A 20,339-nucleotide genomic window follows, 5' to 3' on the forward strand; every position below is an offset into this window, starting at 1 on the left:
TTTTAATTTGCTCCCCCGCTTAGAGCTTCTCTTAAAGACATTCTAAACAGGGGAGCCTGCTTATTTATTAATATTTTTAAAGTGTAAATTCTTCGTAGATATAGTCAATATCATCTGTAGTTCTTAATTTTTCAGCTGTGGTATTTTCTTCTATTAATTCCGATAAATTAGCCAGAATCTTGAGATGTTCATTACCTACACCTGCAATTGCAATTACCAGATAGGCTGTCTCACCTTCAAAATTTACTCCTTCCGGAAACTGCAAAATTGAAATTCCAGTCTTTTTAATTTTCTTTTTAGCACTTCCCACACCATGAGGTATTGCAACCCCCTGACCAATATATGTTGACATTTCTTCTTCTCGATCCAGCATTGCATTAACATAATCCTGGTCAACATAACCGCTGTCAACAAGAAGCTGACCTGCCATTTTAATAGCCTCAGTTCTTTTGACACTGTCTAAACCCAGTTTTATATTTTCTTTTTTTAAAATTTCTTGATTGACGAAAGCAGCAGACTGAGCTTCTTTTTTTTCTACTGCTTTACTCTGCTTTTTTTGATCATCTTCTCCTGCCTGCAGTCTTTCTACTAGCTGATCATAAACAGGAGTCTGCAGAAAGTCCTGTATTGAAATATGTTCAGCCTGAGGTGCTTTCTGTTTTGCTCGTTCAGTTAAATTCTGATGAGTAATTACTATCTGAGCATCCTGAGGGATTTCATCAATTGCCTTATTGACAACTTCAATATCCAGTCCGGCTGCTTTTATCTTCTTACGCAGTCTTCCTGCTCCCATTGCACTGGAACCCATACCTGCATCACAGGCAAAAACAATTTTACTTACTTCTGAGGCACTTAACTTTTTATTAGCTTTATCCATGTGTAAATCTCTACCCTTTTGCTCTCTTACCCTAGACTGGGCTGATTCAAACTCCATAGTATCTCCGCGGGCAACAGACCTTTTAATTAAAACAGAGGCTATTACAAATGATACTGCTGTAGCAGCTAATATTCCGGCAAATACACCTAGATAATTTCCTCTTGGTGTCATTGCCAGATAGGCAAAAATACTACCAGGAGAAGGTGTTGCTACAAGACCAGTGTTAAATAGTCTGAAAGTAAAGATCCCGCTGGCTCCACCACCTATAACTGCTAATAAAAGAGAAGGCTTCATTAAAACATAAGGAAAATATATTTCGTGAATTCCACCAAAAAAGTGAATTATTATTGCACCAGGTGCAGACTCTTTTACCATTCCCTCCGCCGAGAAAATCCAGTAAGCTAAAAGAATTCCAAGTCCGGGACCAGGATTTGTTTCCAGCATAAAAAAGATTGACTTACCCGCTTCTTCTACCTGCTGAACTCCTAAGGGACTTAAAATACCATGGTTGATTGCATTATTTAAAAATAAAATTTTTGCAGGCTCAATAAAGATTGAAGCCAGAGGTAAAAGACCACGATTTACAAAAAATTCTACTCCTACCCGTAAGACTTCATTTAAGTTGCTTACAACAGGACCAATAATTTGATAAGCAAAGATTGCAAGCAGACCACCAACAATACCGGCTGTAAAGTTATTAATCAGCATTTCAAAACCAGGTTTTATCTTTCCTTCAAACTGCTGATCAATATGTTTAATAACCCAGCCTCCAAAAGGACCTAAAATCATTGCCCCAATAAACATTGGAATATCAGTACCAACAATAACTCCCATTGTAGCAATAACACCTATTACACCACCTCTTTTACCAGCTACCATCTGCCCACCAGTAAAAGCTATCAAGACAGGCAGCATATAGGTTATCATAGGACCAACTAAACTTGCCAGTCCTTCATTTGGAATCCAGCCTGTTGGAATAAAAAAGGCCGTAATTAAACCCCAGGCAATAAAAGCACCAATATTAGGCATTACCATCCCACTTAAAAAACGACCAAAATTCTGCACCTTATTCTGAAAACTACTTTTCTGCATTTAATTTTCCTCCTTGTGATATTGAACTGTACTTTTTTGTTGTAAAAAATAATCAAAATGTTCTGCCAGTCCATAATAAATTTCTTCCCTACTGCCGCTATTAACAGCATCGATAAAATTTTGATTTTCAATTAATAAATGACTGATTTCACTTAAAACTTCTCTGCCCTGAGTACTTCCCTTAAGAGGGGCAGCCATTAAAACAACAAGATTTATTGCTGTTTTATCTTCATTTTCAGCCTCAAGTTCAAAGCTTTTCTCAGGTCGAATAACTGCAAAATATAATTCATTAACTGCACTGCTCTGGCAGTGGAGCAGCATGATCCGATTATGTTTTAAAACTGTACTTCCCTTTTCTTCTCTTAAATTCAAATCCATTTTAACTTTATTTCTTTTGGCTGGTTTTTCGGCCAGGATAGCTGCAGCATCTTCAATTAATTTTTCTATATTTTGAAATTGATAATTACTTTTTAACTGAAAGTTATTTAAAACCTCCAGTATTCCCTGATTGTAATTATTAATCATTTCCAGTTTTTCTTTTAAAGTAATTTTATTATTCCTTCTCCGGCTTTTAGCCCTGTTTTTGAGGAGAAAATCGCTAATTTCCTGCTGCTGCTTTTCATTTAAGAGAGGATTAACAACAATTACCGGAACTGTACTCTCAGGGATTGCAACTGTCGAAATAATAAGATCAAGATTCAAATTTTCAATTTCCTGCCTGTCAAAATCTAAGGTTGAAATTAAAGATGTTACTTCTATATTTTTAAATTCTTTGCTTAGTCTGGATGCCAAGAGCCTGGAGGCACCGATGCCGCTTGTACAGGCAACTGCTGCTCTATATTTTTGCTGTGGCTTCCTCTTTCTTTCCACAGCAGAACCAAGATGCATTGCAATATAGGCTGCCTCAGAATCAGGAACTTCAATTTTTTCTTTTTCGGCCAGAATAGCTGCACATTTTTTTGAAACTTCAAATAACTCAGCATATTTTTCTTTTATTTCCTCTAAAAGAGGATTTCGAATATCTAACTCCAGCTTAATCCGATTAATTGTTGGCTCAAGGTGCCGGACCAGCCCAATTAAAAGTTCTTCATCATCTTCAAGATAGATTCCAAGCTCTATTTCCGCTTTTTCAATCATTTTTCTTGTTATATTAACCAGATGGTAATCTTCGGTCATCGAAATTTCGTCATTATAAATTCCACCACGACCTTTACTCCCCATTAAATGCATTGTCACATAAGCGATTTCTGCTTCCGGTATTTCTACTTTAAAGGCCTCTGCGATTGAAGAAACAAGTTCGCTGGCTATTAGAAATTCCTTTTTCCCTTTTAAATTATCCAGTATCTCTGGATTAATAGTTATTTGTTCACCATCCTTAATCCTCTTTAAAGCAATTGCCAGGTGTACCATCAGTGCAGCATAGGCATCATCAGCAAGCTGATAACTCATTTTGTTTTCTAATTTTTTGATATATTCATCTAATAAATTAATTGTATCAAGTCCAATTAGATTTAAGAGCCTATTTTTTGATATATTTTTTCTCAGTTTTTTTTCTGGCTCAGAATACTTATCCTGAAGCATCAGTAAAATTTCTTCCAAATTGAAATTCTGATAGAGCAAATTAATACTTGCCTTTCTGATCTCCCTCTCCTTACCCTGTAAAAAAACTCCCAATCCTGGCTTTCTGACCAGTTTGATCTGATATTCTTTAAGCCAACCTTCAATTTCATCTAAATCGTGACTGATTGTTGCCTCAGAGACATTACAAATCCTGGTAAAAGTATAAAGTTTATTGGGCCTCTGATCTCTTAAAAGCTCGGAAAGAATAATCATTTTTCTTTCTTCAGGTGTAAAATGTCTGTCAACAGCCTCAAACTCCAGCAGTTCTGCAATTCTGGTTTTATCAGCTGGCAAACAGTCCAGGCGAATCCCTGTACCTTTTTTCTTTTCCAATTTAATATCATTACTTCTCAACCATTTTTCTACTTTTTTGAGTTCTCTCAAAACCGTTCTGGAGCTGACATCTAACCTTTCTGCAATTTTCTCAGTCACAATGTAATCCTCATTTTTAATTAAGATCTTAATAATCTTTTTAGTTCTAGAACTAATTTTCATAACTGATACTCCTTTGGCCAAAATTCCTGTTCAGGTACCGTGTACCACCCGATTTTTGTCAAACTATGTTGAAATAGTTCAAATTAAGAAAAAGCAGATTATAAGCTTATGCCATTCTTATTAAATTATGTCACTTAAATGCAGATTTATTTTATAGCTTTTCTCAATTTCTAATTTAATTTTATTCTCTTAAGACTTAAATTACAAGGAAAAGAAAAATAGTTCTGGCAGCTTTTATAAATGACAGAATTTATAATCTTTAATTTTGTCTTATTTACATCCAGGTGCCGTGTACCACCCGATTTTTGTTAAACTATGCTGAAAAAGACCTAAAAACAGGATCTTTCGATAAATATATACATAATATGACAAGTGCCAGGCACATGTACATGTACATAAAAGGATAAAATAAAAAAAGGACCTCTATATTTTAAATAGAATATATTAATTAGCGATAAATAAAATAGAGTAAGAATTCAATAATGGAGTGATGACTTTGCATAAATGGCGGCTTATAATTGAGAACAAAAACGATGCCTACTATAATATGGCAGTTGATGAAGCGATCATGAAAATCCACAGTCAGGGTGAAACTCCTCCCACTTTACGTTTTTATGGTTGGAAACCTGCTGCTCTTTCGTTGGGCTATTTTCAGCAGGCTAGAAAAGAAGTTAATTTTGAGAAATGTCAGCAGCAAGGAATCGATCTTGTCCGGCGCTTAACTGGGGGTAGGGCAATTTTACATGATAGAGAACTCACCTATAGTATTGTAATTAGAGAAGATTATAAACTGCTGGCTGATTCTATAGAAAAAAGTTATCAGCAGATTAGCAGAGGTCTTGTTGCTGGCTTAAATCAGCTGGGAATTGAGGCAGAGTTAAAAGCTGTTGAAAAGGGACAAAAAGCCCCACGTGGTCATTCTGCTGCCTGTTTTGATGCTCCATCCTGGTATGAAGTGATTTTAAATAATAAAAAGTTGATTGGAAGTGCTCAAAGGAGAAAGAATAATACAATTTTGCAGCATGGCTCTCTTCCACTTGAAATTGAAGCAGATAAAATTTTTAAATTTTTAAATTATGATTCTGAAAGACAGCGAGAAAAAGCCCGGAGAGTGTTTGCAGCTAAATCAACCTCATTGAAAAAAGCCGGATATTATTTCTCTGAAAAAAAACTAAAAAGAGCTTTAGCTCAGGGACTGGAGCAGGCACTGGAAATCAATTTAGAAAAAGATAAATTAACTGAATCAGAAAAAAAACTGGCTTTAAAACTGGCTGAAGAAAAATATAAAAGTAAAAAGTGGACCTATAAGAGATAAATTAATCCTGAAAGGTGGTAATATAATGATAAATAAAAATGCTCGCAAAAGATTACCGAGCTGGTTGCGTCAAAAAGATCCTCTGCAGAAAGGGATGCTGGCAACCCGCAATATGCTTAAAAATTTAGAATTAAATACAGTCTGTCAGAATGCCCGCTGTCCTAACATTGGTGAATGTTACAGCAAAAAAACAGCTACTTTTATGATTCTGGGCCAGTACTGTACTCGCAACTGCCGTTTCTGTTCTGTAACTCATCATAAACCGGAAGCTGTTGACCTTAAGGAAGCTGCTAGAGTGGCAGAAGCTGTTGCAAAACTAAAGCTTAAACACGCTGTTATTACTTCAGTAACCCGTGATGACCTTGAAGATGGTGGTGCAGAACAGTTTGTAAGAGTAATTAATGCTATTAGAGAAAGAACACCGTCAGTTTCTGTAGAAGTATTAACTCCTGATTTTAACAATAATCAGGCTGCTTTAGACAAAATTATTAAGGCAAAACCTGAAATTTTTAATCATAACGTGGAAACTGTACCTGCCCTTTATCAAAAGGTAAGACCACAGGCGGATTATCAGCAGTCACTAACTGTTTTAAATGCGGTAGCGGAAAGAGATTCAGAAATAATAATTAAATCAGGTATGATGCTTGGGCTTGGAGAAAGTGAAGAAGAACTTACTGCAGTCTGGAAAGATCTGCTGGCAGCTGGGGTGGAAATATTAACGATGGGACAATATCTTCAACCTACAAATAAAAATATTGAAGTAGCAGAATATATAAGACCGGAGCAATTTGAAGAATTTAAAGAAAAAGCTCTTAAACTTGGCTTTAAATCAGTTTCCTCCGGTCCTCATGTGCGAAGTTCTTATTTAGCTGAAGAAACTTATGAAAATTTAAATTCTTAAATATTTAAAAAGCAATAAATCTCTAAAGCTATAGTAACTTTAACAGTAATTTAAAAATTTTAACCAGGGTATTTTTCCTTGATGATTCCATCCTGATAGGCGGTAAGAAGCTGTATTAAATACTTGACATCTTCTCCCAGCTTTTTACCAATATCTGTATCAGCTATTTTTTGTGGTTTCTCAAATCTCAATACATCTGTTGCTGAAATTGTGTCCCTGCTATCTTTATGCAGGGCATTTTTTTTGCTAATAAAAGGTTCATGAGATATCAACCGCATTTTAGTATTACTATAAGTTAAGGTATAGCCTGCTATTCCAGTTTTTTCATGGTAGGCTGCAGAAATACCGCCATCAATTACTAATAGTCTTCCATTTCCCTTAATTGGACTTTCTCCCTTTTTTTCTGCTACCGGAGTATGACCATTAATAATATGTCCGGTTTCCGGATTAAGTCCAAACTCAGCCAAAATCTTTTTGCAGATATATTCTTTCTCTCTGGCCTGATAGTAAGGGTTTTTCTTTTCCAGATAAAGCTCCGATTTATCTTCCTCAGTAAAGTAGCGGAGAAAAGTTGTCATTTTCTCTTTACCAAATAATGGGGACAGCTCACCCCGCCAGAGGTACCAGAGCCAGTCTTTAAAATTATGATTACTGTCCGGATTAGAATAACTGCGCCGAATAACATCATCGAAAAAATCCATTAGATTTTTTCCACTGTATTTCTTGCCCTCAACTTCGATTGCAGAAAAGCTGCCCTCTTCATTCATCGGCAGGCAGCCATGAAAAAGCAAATTACCATTATATTTTCTGTACATATTGCCATTATTAAAAAGAAAACGTATGTCAGCTTTCAATCGATCATTATTTCTAAATGAATAACGAAGCTGTTCTATAACCTCTTCCTCCCAGCTGCTCAAGCGATAGGGATCCTGAGGATCAATAGTTGGAAAATCAGAATCAGTTAATTTATACTCTTTGCCATTAAGAACAATAATACCTTTTTGATAGTCAATTTTTTCTAAATATAAAGCCTCATTCATTTTAAATTCAGGCCTCTTTTTTATCAGCTGTCCTTCCAGTTTAAATTGAATAACAGCAATTGCCTTATGCATCTGGGTCATTATATTTATTTCATCCTGATCCAGCTCTCGTTCAATTAACTTAGGTTTAAAAATTTCCGAATTAACTTTTTGATAGTTACTCATGGCGAATCTGGCCAGTGGCCTCATGTTAATTCCATAACCCTCTTCTAAAAACTCAAGATTACCATAGCGAAGTGCAATTCTTAAAGCAGTAGCAATTAAAGATTTCTGACCCAGAGCTGCTCCCATCCAAAGGATATCGTGATTTCCCCACTGAATATCAACATTATGGTGATTTTTTAAAACATTCATAATCACATCAGGTGCCGGACCACGGTCAAAAATATCACCAATAATGTGCAGTTTATCAACTGCAAAACTCTGTATTAATTCAGAAAGAGATATAATAAAATTTTCTGCCTGATCGATTTCGATAATTGTTGTTAAAATCTGATCCTTATAGTCTTTTTTATTGGGATCGCCTTTTTTTATATGTAAAAGCTCTTCAATAATATAAGCAAATTCTTCCGGCAGAGCCTTTCGCACCTTAGAGCGAGTATAAATTGAAGAAACTTCCTGAGAAATTCTGACCATATAATCCAGGGCCTCTTTATACCACTCAGGTGGAATTCCTCCTCGTGCATGCAGTTCTTTCATCTTTGATTTAGGATAAAATATTAATGTAGCTAATTCTCTTTTTTCTGTATCGGTTAAACTGTCAGAAAAAATCTGATCAATCTTATACTCAATTACTCCTGAGGCAGTTTTCAGCATATACTTAAATGCCTCAGCTTCTCCGTGTAAATCAGTTAAAAAATGTTCGGTACTTTTTGGCAAATTTAAAATCGCTTTTAAATTTATAATTTCTGTGCTGACAGCCGGTATATTTGGAAATTGATCTGCTAAAAGCTGTAAATATTTTAAATCTTTCATCAACTACCTCCCAATTAATCTTTCGTAAGCCAGTCTTTTACTACCATCTTTAGTATAAATAATGCCACAGTATTTAAAACCTGCTTTTTTTACTGCCCGCTGCATAGAACTATTATCCTGATGAGTGTCAATGCGAATACTTTTGGCCCCAAGATCTAACCCCATTTGAAATGTTTTTTTAAAAATTAGAGAAATAATCCCCCGACCTCTATACTCTGGTGCAACTGCTGCTCGATGGATCACCCCATATAGACCTTTAGAAATCCATTCCCCGTTTTCAATTAAATTATAAGTAGGATCTTCTCCGAAAATAATTGCAGCGGTAGCAATTATTTTGTTCTCCTTTTTAATTAAATATGAATTTTGATTATTAATATCATTTACTAAAGTCTCTGGATTAGGATAATTGTTCTGCCACTGATCTATCCCCTCCTCTTCTAGATATTTTTGGGCATTTTTAATGATATTCATAATATCAGGTATTTCTTTGATCTCAGCTTTAACAAAATCCATTTTTTATAGCTCTCCTTTCAAAATTTAACCTGACTGCAATATGTAATAATTGCCTGCTTATTCTTTTTTTATTTTAAAATTATGGATTATTATTCTGACTTCTTCTTTCAGAAATCATAAAATTGACTTCTTCAATCCAGTCATCACTCAGATATTTGCGGCTAACCCAGAGAGCTCTTCCCAAAAAATCAGCAGGAAGTGCAATAAAAACCCCAGAAGACCAAGCTTAAAATAGACCCCGAGCAGATAGCTCAAACCAAGTTTTATCAACTTTTGAGAAAAAAGATTACCGAATAAAGCAGATTGCGTATTACCAGCACTATTTAAATGTCCAGCCAGAACCCCATAGATTGTAATTACCGGACCACCAATCCAGTTAATTAGATATTTAAAATCTCTGCTATTTTTGCTTTTACCTCATCTTTTTTGCAATTTTGCTGATGTTTGATCTCCATTGTTTCCAGACCCTCAAGTCCACGATGAATTTTTGTTGAAGTTAATTGTTCCAGTTCCTCAATTATTCGGTACTCATCCTTAACAATATCTTTTTCTTTTAATGATTCCAGAACTGCTCTGCTAAATTTATAAGGGCTGGCAGTAGAGTCAACAACAGCATTTTTCTGGTCAGCACTCTGACTACGATACTTAACCAGAGAGTTTATTCCTACAGCTGTATGAGGATCAATTAAATAATTAAACTTCTGAAAAACATTACGAATTGTTTTTCGGGCTTCATCTTCAGTGGAATACTGACCAACAAATAAATCTTTTATTGCTGACAGAGTTTCTCGGTCTATTTCAAATTTGTTTTCCTGCTGCAACTTTTGATACCACTGATTGATTCTGTCACTATCATGGCCGGTTATCTCAAAAAGAAAGCGCTCCAAATTGGATGAAATTAATATATCCATTGATGGACTAATTGTTTTTTTGAATTCACGTTCAGTATCATAGAGGCCTGTTTCTAAAAAATCTGTCAGCACTTTATTGTCATTGGAAGCACAGATAAATTTATTAACTGGCAGTCCCATCCGATAAGCATAGTATGCTGCCAGTATATTACCAAAATTACCAGTTGGAACAGCAATATTAATTTCTTCGCCAGCCTTAATTTCAGTTTTATTTAAAAGATCAAAATAGGCTTTAAAGTAATATACTATTTGTGGTAAAAGTCTACCCCAGTTAATCGAATTAGCTGAAGAAAATTGATAATTATTAGCTTCCAGCTTTTTTTTAAAATCCTGGTCTGCAAAAATATTTTTTACTGCAGTCTGACAGTCATCAAAATTACCTTTTAAAGAAACTACTTCTGTGTTGCTGCCTCCAGTTGTTTTCATCTGATCTTCCTGGACTCTGCTGACACCACTCTCAGGATAAAAAACAATTATTTTTACTCCTTCAATATCCTTAAAACCCTCCAGAGCAGCCTTACCTGTGTCTCCAGATGTTGCAACCAGAATTACTATTTCTTTTTTTACTCCTAATTTTTTAACTGAGCGGACCAGCAGCTGGGGCAGGATCTGCAGAGCCATATCCTTAAATGCTGCAGTCGGCCCGTGCCAGAGCTCCAGAATAAAAGTATTACTATTTAACTTAACAAGTGGTGTTTTAGCAGCAGGTGGAAAACTTTCTTCTTTATAAGCGGCCTCAACAGCTTCTTTAATTTCTTTTTTACTAAAATCAGTTAAAAATTTATCAAAAACCCAGCTGGCGAGCTCCTGATAATTTGCATCCCTTTTTGCCAGAATTTGATCTAAATTTAACTCTGGTATTTTTTCAGGAACAAAAAGACCTCCTTCAGGAACCATCCCCAGACTGATGGCTTCTGCTGAACTCACACTTCTGTAATTTTCTCTAGTACTAATATACTCCATACTCTCTACCTCCACTAAAATTTATTCTTAATACTGATTATTTAATAACTATAAATTATTATATCGAAAGTAACAGTTGATGTCTATTAAATAACAGATTTCTTTTTAAATAATTAAATTACTAAAAATAGATTTTTATCACATCTAACCGCAAAACATGTTAGAAAAATCACTATACAAATCAAGTTTTTTTATGTATAATATTATTGTGTAAAGGAGGGAAAAAATTGATTCAGATTTTATTTTTATTTATAATATTCTTAATTTTCTTTCTATTGATTCTTCTTATTATTCCCTACTACTACAGCTTTAGTTTTAAATATCAACAAAAATTTACTTACAGCCTCTCTCTCTTATTAATATTTATAAAAATTAAATTTAGTAGTACAGGAAAAAATCAAATACTATTAATTGAAATTTTAAATTTTAAAAAGAGAATTAAACTTAATAAAAACAGCAAAAGAAAATCAACAGAAAAACAAGCCAGAAAATTTCCCGGATCTAAAATTAAACAAGCCGTTTCTAAAAACGATAAAGTAAAAAAACCAAAAAATAAATCATCTTTAAATTTTGATTATAAATTGATAAATAAAGAAAATTTTAGTCATTTGTTTAAATTTATACTGGATATAATTAAAATATTAAAAGCAGATTATTTAAAATTAAATTTATTATTCTCTTTTGAGGATCCCTACTATAATGGTCTTTTCCTGGCCTACTACTATACTTTTAAAGAAGTGTTTGATTATCCGAATATTAAAGTTGAAGTTAACTGGCAGGAGGTGATTTTTGAGGCAGATGGTTCAATCGGGGGTAAAATTAGACCTGGAGAAATTATCTACCACATATTAAAGTTTATCTTTTCGTTAAAAAGTCTTAAAATTTTCTGGCATTTATATCAATCAAATTCTAAGAAAGGGTGATTTTGATGCAAAGTACTGAAAAAGTTATGGAAAAAATGTATGATAAACTTGATAATTTTTTGAAGACTGAAACAGTTGTTGGAGAAATAATTGAGGTAGGAGAAGTAAAGTTAATTCCAATAATAACTGCTTCCTTTGGTCTTGGTGGAGGTATTGGGGAAGAAGATAAATCGGGCGGCGGTGGAGGTGGAGTTGGCTGTAAGATTTCGCCTGATGCAATCCTGGTTATTAGAGGCAGTGAAGTAGAAATGATGCCCGTAAAAAATAAAAATTCACTTGATAAATTAATAGAAAAAGTTCCTTCCTTAATTGAAAAAATTGAAGCAGCTAAAGAGAAAAAAGAAAGCACAAAGGAAGAAGCTGAAAAAGATGAATAATTTATAAAATATAATTATTCTAACTGTATTAAACTGTATTAAAGTCCTGAGTTAATTAACTCAGGACTTTAAAATACTTAATAATTTAAATTTTTAATGACATTATCCGACTCTGCTGCCAGAGCATCCATTTCCGCTTTAGTTAAATCAAAATCTGATGCTTCAGCATTTTCTCGGGCCTGCTTTTCAGTTTTTGCTCCAACTAAGGCTGTAGTTATTCCAGCTCTATTAATTGCCCAGTTAATTGCTACCTGAGCAGGAGATTGATTGTGAGCAGCAGCAATTTCTTCAAGTAAACTGATTAAACTTCGAGTCTGAGGCCAGTTTTCTTCTCTAAAAAAGGGATAAAATCCAGCTCTGTTATCTTTTTCATCTTCAAACTCCGGTCTTTCTTGATATTTTCCGCTTAATATACCGCCCCCAAGAGTTCCATAACTCAAGGAACCAAAATTATTTTCAACTAAATAGGGTAATATCTCTGCTTCAACATCCCTTTTTAAAAGCGAGTACTGTGGCTGCAGTGATATTATATCAGTCATTTCAGAAATATCTTCAATCAATTCTATTCCAAAATTACAGACACCCAGATACTTAAATTTACCTTCCTTTTTTAACTTTAAAAGTTCTTCAACACTTTCTTCTAAAGGAGTATCTGGATCCGGCCAGTGAATCTGATAAAGATCAATCTGTTCAACATTTAATCTTGTCAATGAAGCTTCCATTTCTTTTCTGATTCTTTTTGGACTTAAATCTCTAACATATTTTGAGCCATCACGATGAGTTCCGCACTTTGTGGCAATAACTACTTTATCTCTTATTCCCTCAATTGCTCTCCCAACAACTTTTTCAGCGTGTCCTGCCCCATAAGCTGGAGCAGTATCAATCAAAGTAATTCCCGCTTCCACAGCAGCTCGGATGGCTTTAATCGACTGCTGATCTTCAACTTTACCAAATGTGTCATTACCATAAGCCCAGGTTCCCAGACCAACTGCAGAAACTTTCAAATTAGAGTTTCCAAGATATCTGTATTTCATTATTTACCTCCTCTTAAAATCTTGATTACAAGCTATTAAATTTTAAACTAATAAATAATTGACTTTTAAAGACATTATTTTAAAGTTTCAGCATTCACACTGCTGTAATTATCCAAAAATACCTTTAGTTTTTCTAAAATATAATCCAGACTTTCTTTTTTATCACATTCAACATTTAAAACTAAAACCGGATCATGCAGTGACATTCTCAATAAAAACCAGTCATTATCACCACAGTTTACTCTAACCCCCTGATAGTTTTTAGGTGCGATTACCCAGTTATCTATATCCTGAATGTAATCTTTTAAATCTCTAAGAATCTGCTGTCCATATTCCTTAAAATCATCAAGTTGGATTGTCATTCTATATTCCTCTTTAATTTCTGCTTCACTAAGCTCTGAAATAAGATCCCCGATCTTTCTGCTTTCTTCCGCTTTTAAATTAGCCATTTTAATCAGAACTTTTGCTACCAGATAGGCACCATCATCAAGAAAATAATTTTCTTTAAAAGCTGCATGACCGGAAGTTTCTATAGCAAGTGGTGCCTTAATACCTTCACTTTCCAGCCTTTTGGCTTCATTAATCACATTTTTATATCCCCTCTTAAAGCGGTGGTGAACTCCTCCCAGCTTATTTTCAATAAAATCTTTAAGACCAACTGAAGTTACAGAGTCGGTAACAATAGTTGCACCTGGATTTTTTTCTAAAACTATAGCTGCAGCCAGTGCTATTAATTTATTCCGGTTGATTTCCTGACCACTGCTGTCTACTACCGCTGCTCTATCAACATCAGTATCAAAAATAATTCCTAAATCAGCTTCATTTGCAAGCACAGTCTGCTGAATTGAATGCATTGCCTCTTTATCTTCAGGATTAGGCGCATGATTAGGAAAATTACCATCAGGTTCCAAAAATTTACTACCTTCAGTATCCGCACCCAGACTTTTAAGAATTTTGTCAGTAAAAAATCCACCCGAACCATTTCCTGCATCCACTACAATTTTAAAATCAGCAAGGGGTTGTTTTTGGTCAACCTTCGGGCTTAGATTTTTGCGAATAATACTTTTTATATGTTCAGCATAATCAGATATTAAATCAATTTCATTTATTTCTTCAGGATTTGTAGCTTTACTGTTTAAAAATTCACTTTCTCTCTCAGCTGCCAGGTTAAGAATTTCAATAACATTTTCTTTTTCCAACCCTCCCTTACGAGTAAAAAACTTAAATCCATTTTTATCATAGGGCAAATGGCTGGCTGTAATCATTATTGCTCCATCATACTGATGACCTTCTAATAAAGTTGACATAAACATTGCAGGAGTAGAAGCCAAACCGGTACTATAAACTCTGGCTCCCGCCAATTCCATCCCACAGGCAAGAGCATCTTTAAGCTTTTCGGCACTCAACCTGGAGTCATGACCGATTGCTACTTTAAGCTTCTGCTGTTTTTGATCTAAATTATCTTTAAGCCAGCTGACAAAAGAAAATCCTATTCCCACTGCCACCTCTGCAGTTAAATTAGCTTCTTCATTTTCGGTCGCAATTGCCTTACCTCTTACATCAGTACCACTAAGTAATTTTTTCCAGTTAATATTTGACATTATAATCACTCCAGTTTAATTTTTTTTCTTTTCTTGATTGTCAGATCAACTTATTTGTTAACTACCTATCTGCTCTTAAAAAGTCTGCAAAAGAGAAAAATTAACGATCAAAAAGTTCGCGATATCTGATATTCACTCAAGGGTCTATTTAAAAGGAAACCCTGTAAATAATCACAATTATGGTCTTCTAAATAATGAAGTTGTTCTACAGTTTCCACACCTTCCGCAATAACCCTGATTCCCCACTGATGAGCCATCTCAATTATTGGAGGGACCATCATCTTCTCACTTTCCTGGGTTTGAGAAATTAAATCGATAAATACCTTGTCAATCTTTAAAATATCAAGTGGAATATGCTGCAAATAACTCAAAGAAGCATAGCCAGTTCCAAAATCATCCATTGCAATACTAATTCCCAGTTCTTTTAATTTATATAAAACATCAATTACATATTCCTGATCAGAAATAAAAAGTGATTCGGTTATTTCAAATTCAAGTTTAAATCCTTCAATTTTTTCCTGACTTATAATTTCTGTAATCTGCTCGATAAAATGAGGATCTGTTAGCTGAACAACAGAAATATTGATTGAGAGAACCGGTTCATCTTTAAATCTACCATTGAGAGATCTAAATTTATTAATGGAAGTTTTTATGACCCATTCTCCAATCTCTTTAATCAAACCTGTTTTTTCGGCAATCGGAATAAAACGTCCTGGACTAATTGTCCCCTGTTCTGGAGAATGCCATCTGATTAATGTTTCAAAACCTCTCAACTTTTCTCCATCGATTTGATACTGAGGTTGAAATAATAAATGAAATTCTTCATCTTTAATTGCTTTTTTAAGAGAATCTTCCATCTGTACTCCGGCTACAACGTCTTTTTCCATATTTCTGGCAAAAAACTCGATTTCTTTATCAATACTAGTTTTAGCCTTATAGATAGCTATATCAGCACTTCTAATAATTTCTTTACTGTTTTTGCCATCTTTAGGATAAGATGAAACACCAAAATTACTGTTTAAAGTAATTTCTCTACCTTCACATCTGTATGGTCTTTCAAGTTCTCTTTTTATTTTTCTAATATATCTTTTTAAATTTTTTTCGGACAATTCTCGCTGAACAATTACAGCAAATTCGTCTCCACCCAGTCGAGCTGGAAGATCATTTTCATCCAGACACTTTTGAAGTCTAAAAGCTATTTCCTGTAAAATATAATCTCCAGTTTCATAACCCCAGGAATCATTAATTTTTTTAAAGTTTTTAAAATCCACAAATATTAATTTATAATTAATTTTTTCAGTTTCTGACATAGAAGAAAGATAGTCAAGTCTTTCAATTAGCATTTCTCTATTAGCTATTTCTGTTAAATTATCATAATAAGCCATATATTGCAGCTTTTTCTTTTCTTTTTTTAACTGGTTGACTCTTAAATTTATTTCCTGCTGATAATCAAAAATCAAATACATAATAATCAGGATTGTCAAATACCCGATCAGAGCTGGTAAAAGAAAGATTGATTTTTTAATAATCATTACTGTGGCAAAGGAAAAAACAGAAAAAACATTTAAAATCAGTGCAGAAATAAAACCTCCCGCAGCAAAATTAAAGGTTAAATAAAGTAATATAATTATTTGTAGCTGGACAATTATTCCCCGCAGTGTATCTGCAGAAAGTGCAAAATTGTTTAAATTTATAGAATTACTGAGTATTAAAAAAATTGCAAAGAAAATATATAAAACATTTAAAATGATTAGGAGTTTATCATTTATATAATTATTGATTTTTATCTCTTTGATTTCATCTTTTAAAAAACTCCACAAAGATCTTTTTGTCATCTTCTAACCTACCTTTATTATTAATATTATACATGTTATAGTATATCGAATCCTGCTCTTTAAATCAATAAAAATTAATCATAAAATTTTTCCAATAAAAAAATCCCCTTTAGAAAAATATTACAACTAAATTCTAAAGAGGATAAAACTAAAAATATTATATTACAAACTTTTTCAGTCTATAAATTTAACAAATTACAGGATATTAATCAATTTCCTTAAATAAATTAACCATTTCGATCAAAGAAACTGCTGCATCATAACCTTTATTGCCGGCTTTCGTACCTGCTCGAGAAATCGCCTGCTCAATTGTATCTGTTGTCAGCACACCAAAAATCACCGGTTTTTCTGTATCCAGTCCCGCCTTAGCAACTCCTTTTGCAACCTCTGCTGCTACATAATCAAAATGAGGAGTTTCACCTCTAATAACTGCTCCCAGTGCAATTACCCCGTCATAATCTTTTCGGGCAGCTAACTTCTTTGCAGTCAGAGGGATTTCAAATGCTCCTGGAACCCAGGCTACATCAATATGATTTTCATCAATTCCATGTCTTTTTAAAGCATCAACTGCCCCTTCAAGCAATTTACCGGAAATAAATTCATTAAATCTGCCAACAACAATTGCTGTTTTCATTCCCTGCGCATTTAATTTTCCTTCAAATTTTTTCATATTTTATCATTCTCCTTTTGTGAATAGTTTCTTCTAAATTGGTAAAATAATTACCTATAAATCCAGAAGGTGACCCATCTTATCTTTTTTTACCTTAAGATAAAACTCGTTTTCTTGGTTAGGATCAATTTCTAATGGTACTCTCTCAGTTACTTTGAGACCATAACCTTCAAGCCCCACAATTTTAGTTGGATTATTTGTCAGCAGACGGATAGTTGAAAGTCCCAGTTCAGAAAGAATCTGAGCTCCGATACCATAATCTCTTAAATCCGGGTCAAAGCCGAGAGCCACATTGGCTTCTACAGTATCCATCCCCTGATCTTGAAGTTGATAGGCTTTAATTTTATTGGCAAGTCCAATACCGCGTCCTTCCTGCCTCATATATAATACAACTCCTCTACCTTCCGTTTCAATTAACTTTAAGGCTGCTGCCAGCTGTTCACCACAGTCGCACCTTCTGGAAGCAAAGATATCTCCTGTAATACACTGAGAATGTACTCGAACCAGAACATTTTTTTTATTTCTTATATCACCTTTAATAATTGCAATATGCTCTTTATCATCAACTCTGGTAGTAAATACTTTGATTCTGAATTCACCAAAGTCTGTGGGCAGTTTGGCTTCAGCGGCCATTTCAATTAGCTTATCTTTTTCTTTTCTATATTTAATTAAGTCTTCAATGGAAATTAACTTTAAATTATGTTTTTTAGCAAATTTCTTTAGATAAGGCAGACGCCCCATCTCTCCATCTTCCTTGATAATCTCACAGATTACACCTGCAGGCTTTAACCCTGCCAGTCTGGCCAGATCAACTGCTGCTTCAGTGTGACCGGCTCTTCTTAAAACTCCGCCTTTTTTAGCAATTAAGGGGAACACATGGCCCGGACGCATAAAATCATCTGCTTTTACACTGGATCTGACAAGCTGCTGAATTGTATGGGCTCTTTCCTGAGGTGAAATGCCTGTTGTAACATCTTTATGATCAACAGAAACTGTAAAAGCAGTACCGTGTGTTTCGGTATTATTTTCTACCATCATTGGTAAACCAAGGCTATCAACTGTCTCTTTTTCCAATGGAGTACAGACTAAGCCCCTGGCTTCTTTGATCATAAAATTAATGGCCTCTTTATCAACTTTCTCTGCTGCCATTAATAAATCACCCTCATTTTCTCGGTCTTCATCGTCAACTACCACTACCATTTTACCAGCCTTAATATCTTCTACTGCAGCCTCTATTTTATCCATTTCAATTCTCCTTTCGGACAAATATTTGCTTTTATTATTTCTATGCTTTTACTATTTCTATAAAGATTAATTGTTTTATTGATAATTTTAAAAATTAGAAAAAACCATTTTCAGCTAAGAATTCTGCTGATATTTTTGACTTTTCATCTTTTTGATTGCTGATATTTCCAAGCAATTTATAAACATATTTTCCCAGCATATCTGTTTCAATATTGACACTGTCACCTGGATCCAGCTGAGAGAGATTTGTCTGAGACCAACTTTCCGGGATTAGCGAAATTTTTAAAATACCACTTTTGATCTCCATCACTGTCAGACTGACTCCATTTATAGCCACAGAACCTTTATCTACAATAAATTTTTCAAGCTGCTCATTAACTTGCAGATTGATAATTTTTGCATTAGCTTCACTTTTTATTGATCTGACAGCAGCAGTACTGTCGACATGACCGGTAACAAAATGACCACCAATAAAGTCATCCGGTTTTAAAGATTGTTCTAAATTTACAGCTTCAGACTGTTTTAAATCACCTAAATTAGTAGCCTTAAGAGTCTCCGGCATAACATCCGCTCTAAAATAATCCTGACCAAAATCAACAACTGTCAGGCAGACACCATTAACAGCAATGCTATCCCCTTTTTTAATATTATTTAAAACTTTATCTGCCTTAATTTCCAGCTGATAGCTGCCACTGCCTTTAAATCTGCGCAAAAAATATCCTTTTTCCTGAATGATTCCAGTAAACAATAGTTACACCTCCCGTTAAATGAGATTAACCATAATTAGTTTTCCTTCTGATCGTGCATCTTTTCGGCTATAAATAATAGATTATCTCCCAAATTTTTCTGTTCAATTATCTTAAGCTCTACTGCATCTGCCATCATTTTTGGGCCACTGCCCCAAAAGGCAGCAATTCCATCACTGCCTCCATAAATTTTGGGAGCAATAAAATAATAAAATTTATCCACCAGCTTTTCTTTTAGAAAAGTATGACTCAATCTGGCTCCTCCTTCAACTAAAATACTGCTAATATTATGGTCATGCAGAGTTTGCAAGAGATCTTTGAGTCTAAAATAATTATCAGCTCCGGTTTTAAAACTCATTACCTGGACTTTCTCTTTTTGGGCTAAAATTTCTTTTTTTTCAAGAGCCTCGACAGCTCTGGCAGGAGGAAAATTTTCGGCACAGATAATTAAAGTATCTGCTCTAGATTTCTGGTTGATAACTCGGGCATCCATTGGAATATCAAGCATTGGATCCAGGATTATTCTAAGTGGATCAATTCCATTCTTTGCCTCCAGTCTGGCAGTTAAAGAAGGATTATCAGCCAGAACTGTCCCAATTCCAACCATAATTGCATCGACTCGATGCCTTAGTCGGTGACCTTCCAGTCTGGCTCTGGAATTAGTGATCCATTTGGAATCTCCAGTACTGCTTGCTATATAACCATCAAGAGTCTGAGCTTTTTTTAAATAAACAAAAGGATAGTCACTTTGAATATATTTCAAAAAACTTTCATTTAGTCTTTGAGCTTTCTCTTCTAATAGTCCTACTTCAACTTTAATTCCTGCTTCTCTTAACATTTTTATTCCTCTACCAGCAACTTCAGGATTGGGATCAATCATGGCAATTACAGCCCTTTTTATCCCTGAATCAATAAGCTTTTGAGCACAGGGAGGTGTTTTACCGTAATGACTGCAGGGTTCCAGAGTGACATAGATATCTGCTCCGGCTGCTGCACCTCCTGCAGCTTGAAGTGCATAAACTTCAGCATGAGGACCACCATATTTATGATGAAAACCCTCACCAATAATTTCTCCATTTTTAACCACAACAGCACCTACCATAGGATTGGGCGAAGTGCTACCCTCTCCCTGCCGGGCAAGATTTAAAGCTCTTGCCATGTATTTTTGATCATCAATCGAAAAATCTTGCATTTTATACCTCCAGT

16 protein-coding genes are annotated in these 20,339 nt (G+C 34.5%); 4 read left to right on the forward strand and 12 right to left on the reverse strand.

Annotated features, from left to right (window positions below; all coding sequences use genetic code 11):
* Positions 1 to 76: 76 nt before the first annotated feature.
* Together DFR80_RS09630 and DFR80_RS09635 are read right to left on the reverse strand one after the other, a co-directional pair.
* Entirely contained in the window at positions 77 to 1,969 is a 1,893-nt protein-coding gene (locus tag DFR80_RS09630) for a PTS mannitol transporter subunit IICBA (RefSeq protein WP_114489874.1), read from the reverse strand.
* On the reverse strand, positions 1,970 to 4,084 hold the full coding sequence (locus DFR80_RS09635) for a BglG family transcription antiterminator (protein WP_076545194.1): 2,115 nt from the start codon (positions 4,082 to 4,084) through the stop codon (positions 1,970 to 1,972).
* A 496-nt stretch (positions 4,085 to 4,580) separates the two neighbouring features.
* Between DFR80_RS09635 and DFR80_RS09640 the strand changes: the two genes are divergently transcribed.
* Positions 4,581 to 5,399, forward strand: a complete 819-nt coding sequence (locus tag DFR80_RS09640; protein WP_199505802.1) for a biotin/lipoate A/B protein ligase family protein — start codon at positions 4,581 to 4,583, stop codon at positions 5,397 to 5,399.
* A 25-nt stretch (positions 5,400 to 5,424) separates the two neighbouring features.
* On the forward strand, positions 5,425 to 6,300 hold the full coding sequence (lipA, locus tag DFR80_RS09645) for a lipoyl synthase (RefSeq protein WP_114489875.1): 876 nt from the start codon (positions 5,425 to 5,427) through the stop codon (positions 6,298 to 6,300).
* Between the two features lie 59 nt (positions 6,301 to 6,359).
* Here the strand turns inward: lipA and DFR80_RS09650 are convergent, their stop codons facing one another.
* The 3 genes from DFR80_RS09650 to thrC form a co-directional block, all read right to left on the reverse strand.
* Entirely contained in the window at positions 6,360 to 8,315 is a 1,956-nt protein-coding gene (locus DFR80_RS09650) for a fructose-1,6-bisphosphatase (RefSeq protein ID WP_114489876.1), read from the reverse strand.
* Positions 8,316 to 8,318: 3 nt separating this feature from the next.
* A complete protein-coding gene (locus DFR80_RS09655) occupies positions 8,319 to 8,828 on the reverse strand; it encodes a GNAT family N-acetyltransferase (RefSeq protein WP_076545198.1) in 510 nt (169 codons plus the stop codon).
* Positions 8,829 to 9,208: 380 nt separating this feature from the next.
* A complete protein-coding gene (gene thrC, locus DFR80_RS09660) occupies positions 9,209 to 10,702 on the reverse strand; it encodes a threonine synthase (protein WP_114489877.1) in 1,494 nt (497 codons plus the stop codon).
* 227 nt (positions 10,703 to 10,929) lie between these two features.
* Between thrC and DFR80_RS09665 the strand changes: the two genes are divergently transcribed.
* Together DFR80_RS09665 and DFR80_RS09670 are read left to right on the forward strand one after the other, a co-directional pair.
* Positions 10,930 to 11,625, forward strand: coding sequence for a hypothetical protein (locus tag DFR80_RS09665; protein WP_114489878.1), 696 nt, complete (start codon positions 10,930 to 10,932; stop codon positions 11,623 to 11,625).
* 5 nt (positions 11,626 to 11,630) lie between these two features.
* Positions 11,631 to 12,002 carry a GerW family sporulation protein gene (locus DFR80_RS09670; RefSeq protein ID WP_114489879.1) on the forward strand — a complete coding sequence of 124 codons (372 nt, stop codon included), beginning with the start codon at positions 11,631 to 11,633 and terminating at the stop codon, positions 12,000 to 12,002.
* Positions 12,003 to 12,079: 77 nt separating this feature from the next.
* On the opposite strand, the gene DFR80_RS09675 is transcribed toward DFR80_RS09670, so the two are convergent.
* The 7 genes from DFR80_RS09675 to ribD all read right to left on the reverse strand — a co-directional run bounded on the left by DFR80_RS09675 (position 12,080) and on the right by ribD (position 20,325).
* Positions 12,080 to 13,036, reverse strand: coding sequence for an aldo/keto reductase (locus tag DFR80_RS09675; RefSeq protein ID WP_114489880.1), 957 nt, complete (start codon positions 13,034 to 13,036; stop codon positions 12,080 to 12,082).
* Between the two features lie 74 nt (positions 13,037 to 13,110).
* Complete coding sequence (locus DFR80_RS09680) at positions 13,111 to 14,637, reverse strand: phosphomannomutase/phosphoglucomutase (protein ID WP_114489881.1); 1,527 nt, start codon at positions 14,635 to 14,637, stop codon at positions 13,111 to 13,113.
* 107 nt (positions 14,638 to 14,744) lie between these two features.
* Positions 14,745 to 16,472, reverse strand: a complete 1,728-nt coding sequence (locus DFR80_RS09685) for a bifunctional diguanylate cyclase/phosphodiesterase (RefSeq protein WP_114489882.1) — start codon at positions 16,470 to 16,472, stop codon at positions 14,745 to 14,747.
* A 205-nt stretch (positions 16,473 to 16,677) separates the two neighbouring features.
* Positions 16,678 to 17,142: a 6,7-dimethyl-8-ribityllumazine synthase gene (ribE, locus tag DFR80_RS09690; RefSeq protein WP_114489883.1), complete on the reverse strand. Its 465-nt coding sequence runs from the start codon at positions 17,140 to 17,142 to the stop codon at positions 16,678 to 16,680.
* A gap of 54 nt (positions 17,143 to 17,196) precedes the next feature.
* Complete coding sequence (locus tag DFR80_RS09695; RefSeq protein ID WP_114489884.1) at positions 17,197 to 18,387, reverse strand: bifunctional 3,4-dihydroxy-2-butanone-4-phosphate synthase/GTP cyclohydrolase II; 1,191 nt, start codon at positions 18,385 to 18,387, stop codon at positions 17,197 to 17,199.
* Between the two features lie 94 nt (positions 18,388 to 18,481).
* On the reverse strand, positions 18,482 to 19,135 hold the full coding sequence (gene ribE, locus DFR80_RS09700; protein WP_076545207.1) for a riboflavin synthase: 654 nt from the start codon (positions 19,133 to 19,135) through the stop codon (positions 18,482 to 18,484).
* Positions 19,136 to 19,170: 35 nt separating this feature from the next.
* Positions 19,171 to 20,325, reverse strand: coding sequence for a bifunctional diaminohydroxyphosphoribosylaminopyrimidine deaminase/5-amino-6-(5-phosphoribosylamino)uracil reductase RibD (gene ribD, locus DFR80_RS09705; RefSeq protein WP_114489885.1), 1,155 nt, complete (start codon positions 20,323 to 20,325; stop codon positions 19,171 to 19,173).
* Positions 20,326 to 20,339: the final 14 nt, after the last annotated feature.

It is taken from the genome of Halanaerobium sp. ST460_2HS_T2 (assembly GCF_003337665.1).
Lineage (GTDB): Bacteria > Bacillota > Halanaerobiia > Halanaerobiales > Halanaerobiaceae > Halanaerobium > Halanaerobium kushneri.